Source organism: Planococcus sp. CPCC 101016 (assembly GCF_007859295.1).
Classification (GTDB): Bacteria; Bacillota; Bacilli; order Bacillales_A; family Planococcaceae; genus Planococcus.
In genome coordinates this window covers 1,770,721-1,788,371 of record NZ_VOHB01000002.1, presented here as the reverse complement: position 1 = coordinate 1,788,371, position 17,651 = coordinate 1,770,721, and the positions used below count along the sequence as shown (strand labels likewise).

General features: G+C 38.8%; 15 protein-coding genes and 4 pseudogenes. 5 read left to right on the top strand and 14 right to left on the bottom strand.

Features of this window, described 5'->3' with window-relative positions; genetic code table 11:
• Window positions 1–290: 290 nt before the first annotated feature.
• Window positions 291–710: pseudogene (locus FQV26_RS19080) on the bottom strand (lamin tail domain-containing protein); the annotation flags it as partial.
• A gap of 395 nt (window positions 711–1,105) precedes the next feature.
• On the opposite strand from FQV26_RS19080, the gene FQV26_RS08425 reads away from it, so the two are divergent.
• Window positions 1,106–1,663: an NAD(P)H-dependent oxidoreductase gene (locus FQV26_RS08425; protein WP_146557042.1), complete on the top strand. Its 558-nt coding sequence runs from the start codon at window positions 1,106–1,108 to the stop codon at window positions 1,661–1,663.
• Window positions 1,664–1,855: 192 nt separating this feature from the next.
• Here FQV26_RS08425 and FQV26_RS08420 read toward each other — a convergent pair whose 3' ends face one another.
• Window positions 1,856–2,200, bottom strand: a complete 345-nt coding sequence (locus FQV26_RS08420; RefSeq protein ID WP_146557041.1) for a winged helix-turn-helix transcriptional regulator — start codon at window positions 2,198–2,200, stop codon at window positions 1,856–1,858.
• Between the two features lie 405 nt (window positions 2,201–2,605).
• Window positions 2,606–2,674, bottom strand: a pseudogene (locus FQV26_RS19100) (DUF2695 domain-containing protein); the annotation flags it as partial.
• Window positions 2,675–2,950: 276 nt separating this feature from the next.
• Between FQV26_RS19100 and FQV26_RS19095 the strand changes: the two are divergent.
• Window positions 2,951–3,424 (top strand): annotated as a pseudogene (locus tag FQV26_RS19095) (class I SAM-dependent methyltransferase); the annotation flags it as partial.
• Between the two features lie 337 nt (window positions 3,425–3,761).
• Window positions 3,762–4,166 (top strand): GNAT family N-acetyltransferase, encoded by a 405-nt coding sequence (locus FQV26_RS08405; protein ID WP_261384320.1) that lies wholly within the window; start codon window positions 3,762–3,764, stop codon window positions 4,164–4,166.
• A 223-nt stretch (window positions 4,167–4,389) separates the two neighbouring features.
• On the opposite strand, the pseudogene FQV26_RS08400 reads toward FQV26_RS08405, so the two are convergent.
• Both FQV26_RS08400 and FQV26_RS08395 read right to left on the bottom strand, forming a co-directional pair.
• Window positions 4,390–4,746: pseudogene (locus tag FQV26_RS08400) on the bottom strand (cytidine deaminase); the annotation flags it as partial.
• A 15-nt stretch (window positions 4,747–4,761) separates the two neighbouring features.
• On the bottom strand, window positions 4,762–5,277 hold the full coding sequence (locus tag FQV26_RS08395; RefSeq protein WP_261384286.1) for a GNAT family N-acetyltransferase: 516 nt from the start codon (window positions 5,275–5,277) through the stop codon (window positions 4,762–4,764).
• Between the two features lie 316 nt (window positions 5,278–5,593).
• Between FQV26_RS08395 and FQV26_RS08390 the strand changes: the two genes are divergently transcribed.
• Window positions 5,594–6,262 carry a CPBP family intramembrane glutamic endopeptidase gene (locus tag FQV26_RS08390; RefSeq protein WP_186759837.1) on the top strand — a complete coding sequence of 223 codons (669 nt, stop codon included), beginning with the start codon at window positions 5,594–5,596 and terminating at the stop codon, window positions 6,260–6,262.
• 10 nt (window positions 6,263–6,272) lie between these two features.
• On the opposite strand, the gene FQV26_RS08385 is transcribed toward FQV26_RS08390, so the two are convergent.
• The 6 genes from FQV26_RS08385 to FQV26_RS08360 form a co-directional block, all read right to left on the bottom strand.
• The gene (locus tag FQV26_RS08385; protein ID WP_146557038.1) at window positions 6,273–7,046 is read right to left on the bottom strand and encodes a MerR family transcriptional regulator; all 774 of its coding nucleotides are present in this window, start codon (window positions 7,044–7,046) and stop codon (window positions 6,273–6,275) included.
• Window positions 7,047–7,169: 123 nt separating this feature from the next.
• Window positions 7,170–7,919, bottom strand: coding sequence for a hypothetical protein (locus FQV26_RS08380; RefSeq protein WP_146557037.1), 750 nt, complete (start codon window positions 7,917–7,919; stop codon window positions 7,170–7,172).
• A 233-nt stretch (window positions 7,920–8,152) separates the two neighbouring features.
• Window positions 8,153–9,004, bottom strand: a complete 852-nt coding sequence (locus FQV26_RS08375) for an alpha/beta fold hydrolase (protein ID WP_146557036.1) — start codon at window positions 9,002–9,004, stop codon at window positions 8,153–8,155.
• A 352-nt stretch (window positions 9,005–9,356) separates the two neighbouring features.
• Window positions 9,357–9,782: a DUF4064 domain-containing protein gene (locus FQV26_RS08370; RefSeq protein WP_146557035.1), complete on the bottom strand. Its 426-nt coding sequence runs from the start codon at window positions 9,780–9,782 to the stop codon at window positions 9,357–9,359.
• 37 nt (window positions 9,783–9,819) lie between these two features.
• Complete coding sequence (locus FQV26_RS08365) at window positions 9,820–10,776, bottom strand: ABC transporter permease (protein ID WP_146557034.1); 957 nt, start codon at window positions 10,774–10,776, stop codon at window positions 9,820–9,822.
• Window positions 10,769–11,689, bottom strand: a complete 921-nt coding sequence (locus tag FQV26_RS08360) for an ABC transporter ATP-binding protein (RefSeq protein WP_146557033.1) — start codon at window positions 11,687–11,689, stop codon at window positions 10,769–10,771. The genes FQV26_RS08365 and FQV26_RS08360 overlap by 8 nt, the downstream gene beginning before the upstream one ends.
• A 1,360-nt stretch (window positions 11,690–13,049) precedes the next feature.
• Here FQV26_RS08360 and FQV26_RS08355 point away from each other — a divergent pair.
• Complete coding sequence (locus FQV26_RS08355) at window positions 13,050–13,847, top strand: GNAT family N-acetyltransferase (RefSeq protein ID WP_146557032.1); 798 nt, start codon at window positions 13,050–13,052, stop codon at window positions 13,845–13,847.
• A gap of 450 nt (window positions 13,848–14,297) precedes the next feature.
• On the opposite strand, the gene FQV26_RS08350 is transcribed toward FQV26_RS08355, so the two are convergent.
• The 3 genes from FQV26_RS08350 to FQV26_RS08340 all read right to left on the bottom strand — a co-directional run bounded on the left by FQV26_RS08350 (window position 14,298) and on the right by FQV26_RS08340 (window position 17,613).
• On the bottom strand, window positions 14,298–14,777 hold the full coding sequence (locus tag FQV26_RS08350; protein ID WP_146557031.1) for an SRPBCC family protein: 480 nt from the start codon (window positions 14,775–14,777) through the stop codon (window positions 14,298–14,300).
• A gap of 538 nt (window positions 14,778–15,315) precedes the next feature.
• Window positions 15,316–16,407 (bottom strand): galactitol-1-phosphate 5-dehydrogenase, encoded by a 1,092-nt coding sequence (locus tag FQV26_RS08345; protein WP_146557030.1) that lies wholly within the window; start codon window positions 16,405–16,407, stop codon window positions 15,316–15,318.
• Between the two features lie 42 nt (window positions 16,408–16,449).
• Window positions 16,450–17,613: a family 43 glycosylhydrolase gene (locus FQV26_RS08340; RefSeq protein WP_397430724.1), complete on the bottom strand. Its 1,164-nt coding sequence runs from the start codon at window positions 17,611–17,613 to the stop codon at window positions 16,450–16,452.
• Window positions 17,614–17,651: the final 38 nt, after the last annotated feature.

Here is a 17,651-nt window from a genome sequence, read left to right as displayed (position 1 = left end):
GTAACTGATACACTTGGTTGCCCAATCGTTAGTTTTTTCTTTTCCAGGTTCTCGTAGCGCAAACTCTTTTTCGGTTCCATTGGCTGCAGTTCTGGAGTAGGAACTGGCGTTTCACCATACCCGTTCATCGTATGGCTCCCTAAATGCTCAAATGTATCAACAGGATACGCAATCCATTCAGTCGAAGGGTCGAATGCATCGTCCAAAATGTTATCTCCAGTCTGGATATACGGATTGCGAACCAGCGTGACATCTTTCGCATTTTCAATGCGCGTGCCCACTTGCCCAAACGAATCGATTGGTGTCCCGTCTTTTTTCAATACTAATGCGTCATCGCCGTTAAAGTTGATAACACTGTTATTTTGCAGGTCTCCTTTGTTTTGAATCGCCAAATCTGCACCGCTATGATAAAGGACTACTGTATCACCGCTTGCAACAGTACCGGAAAGCGCCATTTCGCTTTGCACTGATGTGCTGCCATTTGCATATAACGCTAATGAATAAGGATTCAACTCTATTGAAGCGCCAGTCCCATTGTAAATCTCGATTGCTTTGTTCAAGCTGCTACCCTCAATATATTCCGAAATAAAAAGATCGCTTGCTGTTGCAGCTGCTTGAACCTCTACTTGTGAACTAGGCAACCACAGACTCGCAGCCAACCCCACGGATAATAGCGCCTTTGCGGATTTATTCCATATTTTTTTGTCCATCGTAATGTCGTCCTCCTCTTTTCTGTAAAATTATTCTTTTAGCACCGGCACCGCTAGTTTATCTGGCTACCTCGATAATTTATTGTAAATTATTAATAATATATTAATTTTATTTACAATTTTTTCTATTCTCTTATTAAACTTTACCGAACGCTTTCCTCTTCGTCAATTTAATTTAGCAAAAATTACATAAAGTTAATAAAACACAAAAATCCCTGTGAAATTGTTTGTGTGCCAGGCACACAAACAATTCTAAAATCTCTTTTCAGAAAGAAATAAAGGGAAGTACTCACCTTTAGGATAGTACCTGAATAATTAGTGCGTACTTATCAAATAAAATAGGGACGCTATACTAAAAGTGGAACAGCATTCCCATAAATAAGGAGGTACGCTTTATGAAAACACTTGTAATTATAGCCCATCCCAATATGGAAACATCTCGAGTAAACAAAAACTGGTTAAAAGAGCTTGAGAAATATCCAGAAAAGTATACAGTTCATGAGCTCTATAAGGTTTATAAGGAAGGGAAAATAGATGTTGAAAGAGAGCAAAAATTGATTGATTCACATAGCAATCTGGTTATACAATTTCCTGTCTACTGGTTTAATTGTCCCCCACTGTTAAAAGAATGGTTGGATGATGTTTTAACTTATGGCTGGGCTTTTGGTTCAAATGGCGGGAATCATTTAGTGAACCGTAAAGTGGCATTAGCCGTTTCTGCTGGAGCAAAACAATCTGATTATAGTGAAGGTGGAAAATATGGGTATACGCTGGAACAGTTATTAAGTCCATTTGAAACAACTTTTCTTTATTGCGATGCCGATTACCGGTCATTCTATTCTTTATACGGGAAAGAGGAAGCGCAAGGAGCTATTGAAGAGGATAGCGAGGCGGAAGAAAACGAATTAACAAAAAGCTCTAGAGAATATGTAGAGTTTATAGATGCGTTGTAATTAAAAGCCTATAATGCAAAAAAGGAAGGGCTGTTTCACGCCTGTCAATATGACAGGCGGATCAGCCCCTTTTCTTATTTTCAATTTTTAGCTAGGCGAAAAAATTTATTTCCTCAATGATACAGTACAGCCTGAAGAGGAAGTTGCCGCGATTACTTAAAAATAGTTGGATTTCAAAAACCATTCAACACGTTACCGATTTTTTTCTCCCCAGTAACACATCATATCTAGTACGGGAATGAGTGAGCGACCACGCTCAGATAAAGAATATTCAACTTTTGGCGGTATTTGCGGGTATTCTGTGCGTATGATTATGTCGTCAGCTTCCAATTCTTTTAACATGACGCTGAGTGTTTTAAAAGAAATCGTACCTATATTTCGTTTCAACTCGTTAAACCTGATGACTTTATTTTCATATAGCCAATACAAAATAAGAATTTTATATTTACCGCCGATTAAGGACAAAGTATAACCAAACCCGGTAGCTGGTAAATCCACACCACTTGGCAAAGAATTTTTGACCGTTTCACTTCGCATTTCAGAACACTCCCTACTGTTTAATTTTTCCTCCAAAATACTTATCACAATTTCTTTGAACTCTGCTCCGCCAGTCTTTTTAATTATGACTCGAGTATTGGGAAGAGTCCAATCGTGAAGAACTTTGATGGAAGATCTTCCAGAGGTACTCTTCACTGGTTAGTTTTAGAATCTATTTTCAAAAGTTTTTGTAATGGCCTATTTAAAAGACAAATGAGAAAGAACAATGCTAAACTGCTTATCCTCTAATCTTTCATATATAAACTGCTTCTAATGCGAACTTCATTTAAATTTATTTCATCATTTTCATTGAGGTTTCGGTTACTCTACCCTATAAATCGTAACTTTCACTGGCTTTACAACTACCTGTTACCAGTTCTTCTACATATTAAAATATAGATATCTTTAAGCGATGACATTCAGCAGAATTTCACAGCTGCAAAATCCTCCTTTATTTTGAAAAGACTTAACTAGCTTAGCTTTTTTACCTTAAGCTACGTTCTTATCACACCAATCCTTTGTATGAATGTATATCGTTTTACAAATTCTAACTATTCAACCTAAAAAATTACCATTATGCTATATTAGAGGAAGAATTATTTCGGAATTCTGAAAATAAGCTCATAAGGTGGAAATACATTGAGTCAAATAAAAGAAGATATTTTTAAAAGCAATCTAGAAAAATATAAAGACCCTGAATACTACGACTTAGAATATCAAGATTATTAAAACGATGTACCCTTCCTTGCTGAATGGGCTAAAAAATCAAAAGGAACGGTAATCGATTTAGGATGCAGCACAGGAAGAGTTACTATTCCTTTAGCTAAGCAAGGGTACAACATAATTGGCGTAGATCTCCATGAAGGCATGCTAGATCAAGCTAGAAAAAAAACAGCGAACGACACTCTACCCATTAAGTGGATTTTACAGGATTGCACAAAGCTTTCTCTCAACATTACTGTTCCTTTGATTTATATGACGGGAAATTCATTCCAACATTTTCTGACTAATGAGTCGCAAAATCAGTTACTGCAATCCGTCCGTAAACATTTAAAGCCGAAAGGTGTTTTTATTTTCAACACGAGATTCCCAATCTTAAAAGAATTGGCTGAGGTGGATGAATCAATACGAGTTTACACGGATAAACGACATAGAAAAATCAAAGAGAAAAATGTAGAAACTTATCATTCACTGACTCAAATTTTGCATTGTTTGTCAGTTTGAGAAATACTCGATGGACCTGATCAAGGAACCGTTGAGAAAGATAGCATTTCGTTAAGGTATGTGTTCCCTCTCGAGATGGAAAGGTTATTGCAACAAAACGGTTTTGCCATTGCAGAAATCTACAGCTCTTGGGAGAAAGTGCCCTTAGCAACTTCCAGCACTGAACTGGTTTATGTCTGTGTCAAGAAGTAAAGATAGCGAAACTACTAATTAGCTCTTATATACAACCGCATGGAATTTCATCTTACTTGCTAAATAGTTAAGGGAGGTATAAGACAGTGGAAAATTGCGTATGTACTCTTCAAAACAAAAATTTTGAGGAGGAAAAATATTGACTATGGTGTTCAAAGAAACGAAGCAAATTGACCAAAAAAATTTAATAGCTCTTTACGAAGATGTGGGATGGTATGCTTACACGAAGGATATCAATCAATTAGAACAAGCACTACTAAACTCTTTGTATGTATTATCTGCATGGGAAGAAGAAAACTTGGTTGGTTTGATACGAGTTGTTGGCGATGGTCTTACAATCCTTTATATACAAGATATCCTTGTGCTCAATAGACATCAAAATCAAGGAATTGCTACTGAATTGCTGAATCAAGTACTCGAGAAATTTGAAGAAGTTCGCCAAAAAGTGCTGTTAACTGAAGAAGCTTCCAATGTACGTCACTTTTATGAAAAACATGGCTTTCACTCTTGTGATCGAGGAACCCTTGTTGCTTTTGCCAAACTAACTTGATCGGTTCCTATACACCGTTCATTATTTAAATAGAAAGCGTATTCGATTTTCCTCGAATACGCTTTCTATTTGGCCGTTGTTCTGTTACCAAAAACTGTTTCTAAAAGTACATTTAAACAAAAATTAATAACAATTGCTGATCTGCACTGCTTTTTCTTTTTGTACTTTACGAATGGTTCATCAAAGTACATTGATAAGAACAAATGGAAAGAAACTTCTATTTCTAAAATGCGTTAAACCAATGATATGGCTGCAGGTCCTTCAATTTTTTATAGACCAGCTCGTTCTCAGTAGTTGTAACAGCGGCCTGTACGTCTTCGCCCCAATAAAATAATCGTTCTTGGCAAACCCCACATGGAGTGAGAATAACGTATTCGGAATCTTCATCTTCACCCACTACACAAATAGAATGTGTTACCGCAGTATTTAGTTTGTGTGCTTCTACTATAGCTCCTGTTTCAATACATAATTCCGTAGAGGCATTAATTACTTCTGGAGCAATACTCGTCAAAATAGTTCCGCTTTGGGTATGCAATGCTGCAGCACCTCCCCAACCAGCAGGAAATCTTTTCTGTATAAGTTCTTTTGCTGCTTTCTATAACTTTTCTTCTATACTCATTTTGTCCTCCTTAATAGGAGTTCTTTCTTTACATACATAAATCATCTTCAGAAATTCAAAGTTTCCACCATTTGTAGTTTGCATAAAATATTCGACTTCTTTAAATCCAATTTTTTTATAGACCTTTATCGCTCTTTTATTGAAAGTAGCTACTGATAATATGATTTGTTCCGGATCATATTTTGATTTTGCAAAGTCTAAGCCGACTTTCAAAAATTCAAAACCCTTTCCATTTCCCGTTAAATTTGGCTTCATTCCCAATCCTATATCAATCGTATTGTTGCCAACTGGAATAAAACTATAAAAGCCTATAACTTCGTTATTTTGTTTGATTATAAAATAAGATTCTTTTCGCATTTTTTGATCCAGGAATGCTTGTAAGTCTTCTTGATCTGCATCCATATCGTAAAAAGAATACTCGCCAGCATAATGCCAGTTAGCTGCGATTTCTTCAGCTTGTTTTTGTGACATTGCCTGAATAGTGTAATTCATTATTTTCTCTCCTTGGCACTCAGATTATTTAGTGATCAAAAGTACACATCTGAGAACAATAACAGTGAAGAAAATCAAACAAAACTTCTCTCCTTCAGATAAGTCAGCATGTACAAATCAAACTGGCATATCCTTTAACTTTTCATCATACTTCAAATCGACCTATCTATATTCTAATTTTCATTTTCAAAATCGAAATTAGATGTATGCAACAAAAATCCTTGCAGGTTCCCTTACGTCACCACGTATGCTTGTATCAGTAAGTTGGATACCTGGAGGGATAAACTTGATAGAAGGATCTTTTGAACGAAATGAAATGTGGAAATGGCGGGATTTAATTTACATGCTGTTTCTTGTATTGGTACTGGTTCCGATTTTTATTGAAACTGTATTGTTTAATTATTTAGTAAACGTTTTTCAAAATGAATTATATGCCGGTACATTGAATGGCCTAATTATGGCCATCATTTTTACAACCGCGCTTTATTTCCTTGTTCTGAAACCCAAGGGGCAGTCTTGGAAAGCTGTTGGCGTTCGCTCATTCCCTTTTAGAAAGTGGAAGCTGATAGCCGTTTGGACCATCATTCTGATCATGGTGAGCATCGTGTTGGTGATTTTCATGTCTTTTGTAGGAATAGGGACGGAAAACAGCAAAACCGAAAGTCTCCAGTCGCAGATGACTTTGTTGAATTTCGGAATAGGATTTGTCTCAGCCGCTATCATTTCTCCTATCTATGAAGAAATTTTTTATCGCGGCTTTCTTTACCGATTTTTCAGCAGTCGCTATGGGGTTTTTAGTGGCATGCTGATCAGTTCTCTTATTTTTACGGCTGTGCACATTCCTACATTCAATACATTGCCGGTGAACTTTGTATCGGGTCTTATTTTTTCATGGGTCTATTATAAAACTGGTTCCGTCATCCCGAGTATCCTGATACATGGAATTTTTAACGGGATTGCAGTAATCCTAACTGCTCTAGCTTAACTGCCTTCTTTCAAAATCCTTTTCGGCTATCAGTCGGAAGGGATTTCTTTTTCGGCGGCGCCATCTCCAGGTAGTCGATAATAGCTGGTGAGATGGGATAGAGACCCAACTCCGCAGACGCCTCGGGAGATTTGCGGACTTCCCAAAAAGTATTGAGCAGTTCCGGATCGTTGCCAAACGTTTCCTCTGTCAGGATGTCGACATCCTCCAGAATGAGCTGACCTTCTAATGAGGTAGGTGTAACGCCATTTTTCAGGCAAAGCTCGATTCTTCGGATGATATTGATCCACTTTCTTGTGGCGGCATCCCCGTTTTCAAGCTTCGGTAAACGGTTGGTGAGCTTCACTTGCTGCTCCGCAGAGAAATATTGATTCCAGTCTTTTTCTATCTCTGCATTTGCCACCAAGGAAATTAAATCTTCCCAGTCAAGGGTTGCTTTTAAGCCCAGCAGATTCAATAGCGTTTGAGTATGCTTCAACGAAATCGTCAGGTGTTCCACCTCTTCACTCAACAAAGACTGATGGGCAAGCAAGATAGCAGCCATCGACTGTTCTGCCAATATATTTCGGCTATCTTCGAGCGAGAGATTCAATGATTTGAGTAGAAGTACCTTTTGCAACTTCAGGATATCCTCTTTGGAATAGTATCGTTTGCCACCGGCAGACTTCTTTGAAGGCTGCACCAACCCGATTTGATCGTAATAACGAATTGTTCGCACCGAGATATTCAGGATCTTCGACAATTTTCCCGTTGATAAGTACCTAGCACTTTCTTCGTTTTCCACTAGTTATAGTTCCCCCTATCATTTCTACTTCTGATAAGTGCTGATATGTAGAATTCTTAATACATCACTAACAAAAAGTACGTCATATTGCTGAAATATTGACCTGAAATTCCAGATAAATAATTACAGCGAAATTTTTTCTAACTTGAAATATTCAGTAAGGGAAATTTTTCGTCCTTCTTTGTCCCATTTATGGTATTCTTTAAAAACCAAATTTGCGTTATTTTGAAAGCGATTTTCTACTAAATACTTAATGGCAAGAAAACTTCGCCAATAATCAAACATGATACTCGATAAACTTGCTGTATAGGATTTGCTTCCAAATTCATCTAAAGACCGATTTCCGTATTTTCTTGTAAACACATCCACTAATTCCTTTTCTATCGTTGATACTTCATTGAATTCTCTATCAGTTAAAAGAAGTTTTCTTGGCAAGTACTGACACATGCCTTCTTCAAACCAAATACTACCTTCTCGTTCATTTTCAAATTCATCTAAAAATAGGTCTGAATGGTGAGTTAATTCGTGACCTAATATTGTGAGGATGTGATTCTCAGAAATCTGTTCGTAAAAACCTTGAATATTAGGAAGGTCTTTCCCGTCCAGTTGCTGCATAAATAGTTTTCTCCAAGCCTTTACATCCGGTGATATGTAAATCGTGTCTTTATTCGTAAATGCAGGAATCGGCAAATCAGAAAAAATAGATGTTGCTGCTTCTGCTGAAGTCCAAACCACTCCTTTTGGTTTGTCTACCAAGGCATACTTTTCTTCTAAGAGTACTTGATACTCGTTCAACCGTTTGCTAAAACGCTGAATAATCTCCTGATACTTTTCATATTCGCTAATGTCTTCAAAGGCATAAATATGTTTCATTTACTGAACTCCTTCTTTTCGCGTTCTCTCTTTGATTATATAGAAATTTTCACTTATCAAATTAGTCAGATACTCTTACCTTACCTTTAACATAATTTGGATAACGATTTTCTAGGAATAAAGCGTTCTTAAAAGTACCTTTAAACGAACGAAAAAAAGAAGAAACTTTTAATGAAGTCTCTTCCTTACCGATAACTGCTGTTATGTAACCCGATATTCCCCATCTTTCTAGTTCACTCAACGCTATTTACTGAAAGAGTTTCTTTAACAAACTCTAAGAACTTGCTTTCCTCTTCTGAAAAAGGATTGTGGTTGCTTTCCTTAAAAACAGTGACCTTCGCCTGTGGGATCAATTCGGCGATTTCCTCGCTGAACCTTAATGGACACTGCGCATCATATTTCCCAGAATAAATGAAAGTTGGAAGGTTAATATCTTTTAATTGCTCTCGGATATCATAGGTTGGATATTCATTCTTACTGAAATATTCCAAACGGGGACCGATTGTTTTGCCACTGTTCGGCTTTTTCATCGATTCTTTTAGTTTCTCCTCTGATCGATAAGACATCAAAGCCCATTCGTAACTAATCTCTTGGCGCACTTTAGAGGTAGTTTCCGGATCGTTCAACAATTCCATGATTTCAACAATCCGGTTGTAGTGAGGATTCTTCCGACAGTAGATACTATTCTCATCATCTCCATAATCTTTGCTTGCTGCCGCACCGCCAGCGATAATTTTAGTGAGCGATGCTGAATAATGAATGGCGTATTTTAAAGCGAGCATTCCGCCTGTTGAATGCCCAGCAAAAGTCCACTTTTCATAATCCAGTGCTGTTCTAAGTGCTTCCAGATCTTTTAATGTCTCGTCCATGCTGTATTCTTCAGCTGCTAGAGCTTTAACAGAACGTCCGGCTCCGCGAAGGTTAATAAGATAGACATGATAAAAGTCCGTAAAAGGGGTGGCCATCGAATTGCCCCTTCGATTAAATTCACTGTAGAGGTGAGTGACAGCTAATGGTTCGCCTTTTCCTGCTTCAAAGACTTCAAAACTACCTCTTTCGGTTTCAACAATTCTTTCTTTCCACATCGTACATCCCCCTTTTCTAATTCTTCTTATTATTCATATCCAATTATACAATATATGTATTTTTTGAAGTATACCTTAATAAAAATCGCTAAGAGAAGTCTAGCTTTCGTTTGCTAATCGGAGAAATCAATCTGATGGATTGCAGAAAAAACGCCCCTTATTATCTCACACTGGTTAGTCTCAACTTTCTCCTGTTGCAAGCTCATTCCTTCTATCATAAATTAATCAACCATAACTCGTTCTATCGCTCTTCCTCTCCTGACTAAAAACGAATCTCACAACCTGCAACTTCTCTCAACAAGAGACAAAAAAAAGAAGCTTTTCGCTGAGCGAAAAGCCTCTACTTTCAACATTACATTTCCAAAGTTCTTTGCGGCTTGCGCACGAGGCACATGATACCGGCAATCAGGTAGAAAATGCCGGCAATGATTCCGACACCTGTAGTGATGATTGCGACGATTACTGCAGTCGCGATGAAGATTATTCCTGCGAAGACTGGCTTTTTATTGCCTTTCAGTAAGACCATTGCGACGATTCCGAGAACAATTGCGGCAATGGCTGATGCAAGCAGTACCCAGCCGCCTGTACCTAGGATATCGATCATTCCTTCAAATTCTTCCATAGTAAGGTCGGTCGTCGGATCGCCTGTTCCTGTCATTGTTTCTTCCATTATATCTCGATTATTCTGCATCCAGATCATGAATCCTCCAAGTGCTGCCATAAATGCATACCCAAGCGCTCCCATAATTCCCAAGACTGTTTCTACTGTACGTTTCATTTATTATTCCTCCTAGTTTTACATTCAAAAGTGTTTTCTAGTTTCCTGCAACGTCCCGTTTTGTGAAAGCTGCCCACGATGCTGCTATAAAAATGACGAAGTAGACTAACAGTACGATGATCGAGAACGTCATCGACATCCCAGGAATAACTGGTTCCATGCCATTTGTATACTGTGCCAAATTCGTATTGGCGAACAGAATGTATTTTGACCATGCATATTGCGATAGGAATGCGACAATCGCGTTGCCGGCCATCATCAGGAAGATCGCCAGGCCAATTGCCATTCCGCTGCTTCTGAAAATTGCAGAAATCATGAAGGCGAATGTCGCCATCATCACGAGTGTCACAAGACTAAAGCCATAAGATTTCACGATTTCACCAATTACATCATTTTGCACATAGCCCGGCATCAAATCCTGTACGACCATCGGGTTCAAGCCGTTCAGTCCGAACAACACTGCACCGACCAACCATGACGAAGCCAACAGGAAAACGAGTAAGGTAAAGGCGAAAATAAGGACGGACAGATATTTTGACAATAAAATCTTCGTCCGTGATATCGGCCGGATCAGCAGTAGCTTGATAGTGCCCCATTTGAACTCGCTTGAGATAATGCCTGCCGCCACAATAATCGTGAACAGGCTAATGACCGACGTCAGGAAACTGTTTTCAAGCACGTATTCCCAGCCGTCATATGGCTGTGGCTTGATATCGTTTTCTATATGATAAATGTTTTCTGCGATGGTCATTTCATTCATAAATCCTGCAAATTCTTCTTCTTCCATTTCAGCCGTCAGCTGTGCATTTTCTGCCTGCAATTCTGCCTGCCAATCGTCACCGTATTCCTTGAAATCCGATTCGGTTCCGAAGAATTTCGTTATGATTCCGCCTCCGATGGCCACAATTAGCAGGGCTGCAAACATAACCCATGTCGCTTTTTTGGCATATAATTTTATCTGTTCGTTCCAGATCAGGTTCAGTAAATTACTCAATGCTGTTCTCTCCAATCAGGTCAAAGAATTTATCTTCCAGCGTTGCCTGAAGGACGCGGACCCCGTAAATGTTGATGCCTTGTTCTATCAAGTTCTTTAGGATCTGCGGAATCTCTTCACGTTTGACCGACATGGAAAGTTCCTTATTGCCAACACCGACTCCATTCGAAAGATGGTTGTCGAGGTAAGCTCTGGCCGTTTCCAGCGGTTCGACCTCGATATAGACTTCTTTAAGCGCTTCTTTGTTTTCAACGCTCCGCACTTCTTCGATGGCAATCAATTCGCCATTTTTGATAACACCAATCCGGTCACACATCAATTCAATTTCAGTCAATAAATGGCTTGAAACGATAACCGCCACGTTTTCTTTTTCCGCCAGATTGCGTATGTATTTCCGGATTTCTCGTATTCCCGAAGGATCCAAGCCATTTGTCGGTTCATCCAAAATCAAAATCGATGGTCCATGTAATAAAGCTTGCGCAATGCCGAGGCGCTGACGCATACCGAGCGAGTAGCGACCCGCTTTTTCGTGAATTGCCTTTTGAAGTCCTACTAGCGATACCACTTCTTTTATACGATCTTCCGAAACGCCTTCCACCATTCGCGCATATTGCTTTAGGTTTTTCCAACCACTGAGGAAGGGATACATTTCAGGATTTTCAACGATGGCACCAACATGTTGAATGGCCCCTTTGAAATCCCTTTTGATGCTTTTACCCTCGATCAACACATCGCCTTCTGTGATGTCGATCAATCCCACCATCATCCGGATCGTTGTTGTCTTCCCTGCTCCGTTCGGCCCTAAAAACCCGAACACTTCACCTGCTCTGATTTCAAAATCCAGCCCTTTGATAATGGGCTTACTACCGATTGTCTTTTTTAAATTCACCAATTGCATTGCCGTCTTTGACAAGATGTACACCTCCATATTTACTTTCCACTCCTCTTTTACGAAAGATGAGAAAGAAAGTTCCTGAAAATGGGAATTCCAATAAAAACTTAAGACTTCAACAAATTTATGATAGAGATGTAGCCGCTTTTCTTAAATCCATGCACTTTCAATGGGCGTATGACTGTGAGGACGAAATTCATGGTTTATGTGTCGCTGATGGTGTAGGCAATGATTTCATTGCTGTACAAATTTGAAATGATGAGCAGCTAAAAAAAATTCCGGTTTGGCCGTTTTACTTCCTGGTAATCGACATTATACAAAGTGCTTCTATTAGCTTTATACCTAAACAGCTTCTAATTACCGCTAACATGTAGACTAATATAATAATTCGAGTTCCCCTTAATCTCTAGTTGATATTTATTTCAAAAGAGTTTGGAAGAAATAGTAGTTCCGCTGTAAATCAAAGTCTAAGTTAAGCAGCCAATTGGCTGGCCCGAACTCAGTAATTCCCCCTTCTAATGCCAGCCTATTTCCGTTTAATCCGTCAGTGGTTCTAGTAGTAGATGCTTATATCATTATTTTGAGCCAGTGCAATTGAATTGAATTATCTTTATAAGAAAAGATCGTCTTCTAACTCTTTATCAAATAAAATTATAGAAATCATCCCCTACCTTAATTTATTGAGATATTCAAAAACCACTAGGTCAATCGAACCCATTTAGGGGGAGATCATCTGAATAATCGCTATGCCTTTCCGTTATATCCCAGTAAAACGAAAAATATAGTGTAAAAAGTTTCACTTTTTTTATATGAAACAGATTAAATCTAAAAAAACGGGTATATAAGGTCTACGCCATTAAATAATAATGGTAATTAAGAAAGGTATATAATAATTGGCAAATTTATATTCACAGTAGCTTGTCTTGTCTGCCAAGGAGCGAAGTTATATAAGGGCTTATTCGTCGCATTATCCAGAAGTTAATTACATTCGTGAAAATCGAAGTAATTGCACTTAAGTACTTTTAATACCTGATTTTACTCTTTGCTTGTTAGGACACTTTCTAATGAACTATTGCCATTTCAACAGCGCTATCAAAAGTGAGCATAGAAAATCCTTAGTAAAATTTCTGTATAAATCTGCATTGCAGAAAAAAATGCGGTAGAAGGCTCAAAATACCTGGTATAGCTAAAGATGTATTTATTTATTGGCTCCATCCATTATGATGGGTGTGAAGAAAAGCATCAATTAGTTGATCAAACGACAAAGGACTTAAACAATAAACTTTTACTTTCGTATTGATGAAACAAAACATGATCAGGTCATCATGCTTAAGTCTACCTATCTCCTCAGAACCATTTTATTTGAAAGGAATGTAACTCAATGGATATGACATTAGAAAAGAAATACATCCCATTAGCTAACTATTTCTCAACCGCAACAAATCCGACTATTACCTTACAGTTTACTGAAATCGAGAAAATCATGGGTCAAAACCTTCCTCATAGTGCTTACTTAAATCGTAGTTGGTGGAAAAAGACAAAAGCACCGGCCAAGCACTTCCAGGCTTGGACACAAGCTGGCTATACTGTAAAGCATGTTGAACCAAATCGTTATGTTGCTTTCGAAAGGATCGATCTGCTGAATACCACGGAAACTGAGAATAGCGATGAGGATATCTTATTAATACGTTCTGCTGCACACGGCGATTCACGTTTTCTCGTTGAATTGCAGAAAACAACAGAAGGAGAATCCGACTTTTTATTGTATGGAAAAGAAGAAAGTAAACGCTCTATTCAAAAAGTGAGAAAACAAATTATTGATTGGAATCAAAGCGGCCATTCGATTATCTTTTTAGCTATTTTAAATGGACAGCATGTCGGCTACTTGATGGTCGAAGGGAATAACTCTAAACGAGCCCTTCATCGCGCGAACGTGCTCATAGCCATTCAAGCAGACGCGCAAGGCAAAGGAATCGCTTCTGCACTTCTTCAAAAAGCAGAAGAATGGGCAATTGAAAAAGCGATAAGACGTTTTGAACTTACAGTAGTTGAAGCGAATATTGGAGCTCGAAAACTCTTTGAAAAAAACAAGTATGAGTCTGAAGGAATTCGCAGAGCTTCCCTGATTATTCGCGACGAGCTGCATAGTGAAATTTATATGGCCAAAATATTGGCATAGAGAAAAGGGCAAGCGCACAGCATTTGGCGTTGGCCCTTTTAATTGCTACTTTCCGATAATTCTTTGGCCTAATTAGGTATGAAATATACTTCGTATAATAAAATTCTTCTTATTTCATTTGTGTCAGTTTTGTTTTATCATGCTCAGATGACAGGAAGAGCACTACCCCTCTGTTCACCAAGCCGCTAGAGGCATGTGTAAAGGCGTTCACGAAAAAACTGTATATTTTTCACAAAAAATGTATACAGCCTTTGAAAAAGTACTGCGGACGTTCTTGCTGCAGGCTATTTAATGATTGCTTGAATTTTCAGTCTTCACTCTTCATCTTCCAGGAACTCACCTGTTTTAGCGATATAAGAAACCATAAGCTGGCCCTCTTGCATTATGCATTCAATCGTTAAGTAATAAATGAAAGCTGTAAAATTAACGCTCGTTAAATAATTCTACTTTCTACATGGAATGGTATGTAAACTCTCTCTTCTTAAACTCCGCTATTTTTTTCAATTCAATGGCTCGATTCACAATAAAATGTCTCATATACTTTTCTAAAAATAATTTGTCTGCTATTTTTCCTAGAACTCCTAAAGGAGAACGGTAAACAAACCTATCTCTCATAATTGTACCGTTGTCTTTTTCGATAAATTCATGCGTATGGACAAAAGAATGGAATGCTCCTTTCACCATTTCATCTATAAATCGATTGGGTTTTTCCATTTCGATGATTCTAGCAGTGAGCTTTTGTTTCATACCAAAATGAATAGCTTCCCAAGTAACGCTCTCTCCTTCTTCCATTACCCCTGTCATTACTCCTGCAATAGCTCGTTCCTTTGTCTTCGCAGTAGTTTCGGTGTGAACATCGACATTTCTGGCAAGATCGAAACAAACACTGATTGGAGCTTGGATATAAATTTCATGCGTGATAATGGGCATAAGTGAACCTCCTCCAAGCAATCTTCTTTATCTTTTAAAGCCTCTCAACTCAAAATTGTTTAAATTAAAATTTTAGACGCCATGAGCTTTAATTTATTGTTAATATTGACTACTATATTAACATTCATTGCTACTTAACAAAATAACCTTGACTATGTAGTTTCTACCATGAGCCGTTCGTAAAGTACACTTTACAAACGAAAAAAGGTTGGAAGTCTTATAAAATTTCCTACTCTTTCTACAAATGCTGATATGTAAACTCATCGACTATTCACTTTCACAAGATTTCACTGATTTCTTAAGCAATCATAGGTTTAGAATCAAAATACTTAATAGGGAATCTTAATAATTTTCATCTAAAAATCTATATTATGAAGTAAACCAATCGAGACTCCAGCCCCTTTTGGAATTCCCTAGGCAAATTATAAGTATCTTGTACAACATCTATAGTTTGTCCACTTGCACAAAAAATTTAATTTCCATACAAAAAACCGCTAAAAGAAAAGAACTTCTCTCAGCGGCTTCGCCTCTATCCGATTCAACCTATATAACGCTTGCTGCTCGTTACTTGTTCTTCTCTGTCCATAGACACCAAGACTTTATTGTAGCTAAGGGTTCGATCAGCCATTCCTTTGATATAGTCACCCACTTCGTCAACACTGATTTTATGAGAAATAAGCGATTTGAATGTAAGTTCGCCTTTTGCCATAAAATCGAGGCTTGCCTTCCAGGCGATTCCTGGATAAGGAGCTGTATACGAATTCCAGGATCCTTGAATCTTCAACTCACCGCGCATGATATGGTCCATCGTGGCCTCTTCTAAATTCATGCCAACGTGGGTTATCCCTAAAAAGATGACTCGGCCCTTTTTCTTGGCCGACAGAATGGATTGCTGTTGCGTAATCGCACTGCCAGCAGTTTCAATAGCAACGTCTACTCCTAATCCCGTACTTTTGACAATCTCTTCGACAGGATTGCACAATTTCGCGTTGAATGTAAGAGTAGCCCCCAGCTCTTTTGCCATTTCCAGTTTTTCATCGAAAATATCCACTGCAATGATTTGGGCTGCACCGAATATTCTCGCCCACTGAATAGTCAGCAGGCCAATTGGACCGCATCCCATAACCACTACGGATTCACCAGGTTTCAATTCCGCTTTTTGGACCGCATGATAAGCGATGGCTGCGGGTTCTATACCAGCGGCTGTTTCAAAGTCGATCGTATCGGCGATTTGAAGAACATGATTTTTTGGTGCTTTAACATACTCCGCAAATGCGCCATCGCTGCCAGTGCCAATAATCGTATAATCATCACACAGTCCATAATTGCTTGCTAAACAATACTCACATTTATTGCATGGAATGAGCGGCGCTACGACTACTCGATCGCCTGCTTTAATATGGCCGGCATTTGCCCCTGTTCTTTCAACGACTCCCGCAAATTCGTGGCCTAATATTAGCGGATACTTTCTCGCACCAGAAGACATCGCCCGGGGAACGTCTGAACCGCAGATGCCGCAATACTTAACTTTTATCAACACTTCATCTTCAGTTATTGAGGGAATCTCAACAAACTCTGTCTGAAACTCACCAAGTGAGTGCAATACTGCCGCTTCCATTTTCCCATTCATCCAATCCCATTCCTTTCACCGGTAATGAGCAATCTTGAATCGTCATACCACTTCTACTAAAGCAGTAATTTTTCGATCCAATAAGAACTCAGTTTGTCCTGGGTAACCAAATATCGGTGTTCCTTCATCACTCCATAAGAGCTGTTGTACACGTGCATGTCGATTATGATCATATAATGGATTGCCTTCGATTTCTTTGTAAGGCCGAGCATGGTAGACAAGCAAGTCCGTGACTCCGTCCTCTGCTACTGTGAAACTATTGTGTCCAGGTCCATACTCAGCGGTTTTTTCATTTGACACAAATACGGGTTCTGTGGATTTTTCCCAGGATTCCGGGTCGAGTAAATCGCTTTGCTCATCTGCAGTCAAAAGCCCCATCACATATCGGTCATCCGTAGCGCTTCCTGAATAGGAAATAAATACTTTGCCGTTTCTATTAATTACCGCTGCGCCTTCATTTACATAAAAGCCTTTCTGCTCCCATTCAAATTCCGGGGTTGATAGCAGCACCTGTTCATTTTTTATTGTCCATGGGTTGCTCATTTCGGCAATATAAAGATTTGAAACGGTTTCTTCATCGACTTTTTGTGCCCATACAAGAAACCGTTTTCCGTTATGCTCAAAAGTTGTCGCATCCAATGAGAAGCTTTGGAAGTCAGTATTGACTTGACCTTTTTCGCTCCATTCTCCTTCAAGCGGGTTTTCAGCTTCACATTCCAACACGTACGGCCGGATTGCCCAGATATCGTCAACGTCTCCGGCGGCGTAATGGATATACCATTTCCCGTCAATATAATGAATTTCAGGAGCCCAGATATGCAATGACATGATGCCCGTCTCACGTTTTTTCCAAATAACTGTTTCTTCCGCTTCTGCCAGCTCAGTGATTGATTTTGCGCGCCTTAAGACAATGCGGTCGTATTCCGGATAAGACCCGGTGAAATAATAATAGCCATCCGTATGCTTATAGATATAAGGATCGGCTCTTTGTTCCACAAGGGGATTTGGATATTCTAAAAGCTTTAATTGGCCCTCGACTTCATACCGGCCTGCTTCATCGTAATATCCCGTTTCCGGCTCCTCCCATTTCACTGGAACCAGTGCTTTATCGCCATTTTCAAAAGTGATGGCGATTTGTTCCGGCAACCCCGGTTTCGTTCCTACGGGTGTGGTTACGGCTACTTCATCAAATTTCGGCATATTCAATCTCTCCTGCTTTAATAGTTTAATTTAGGTTTTTAGAT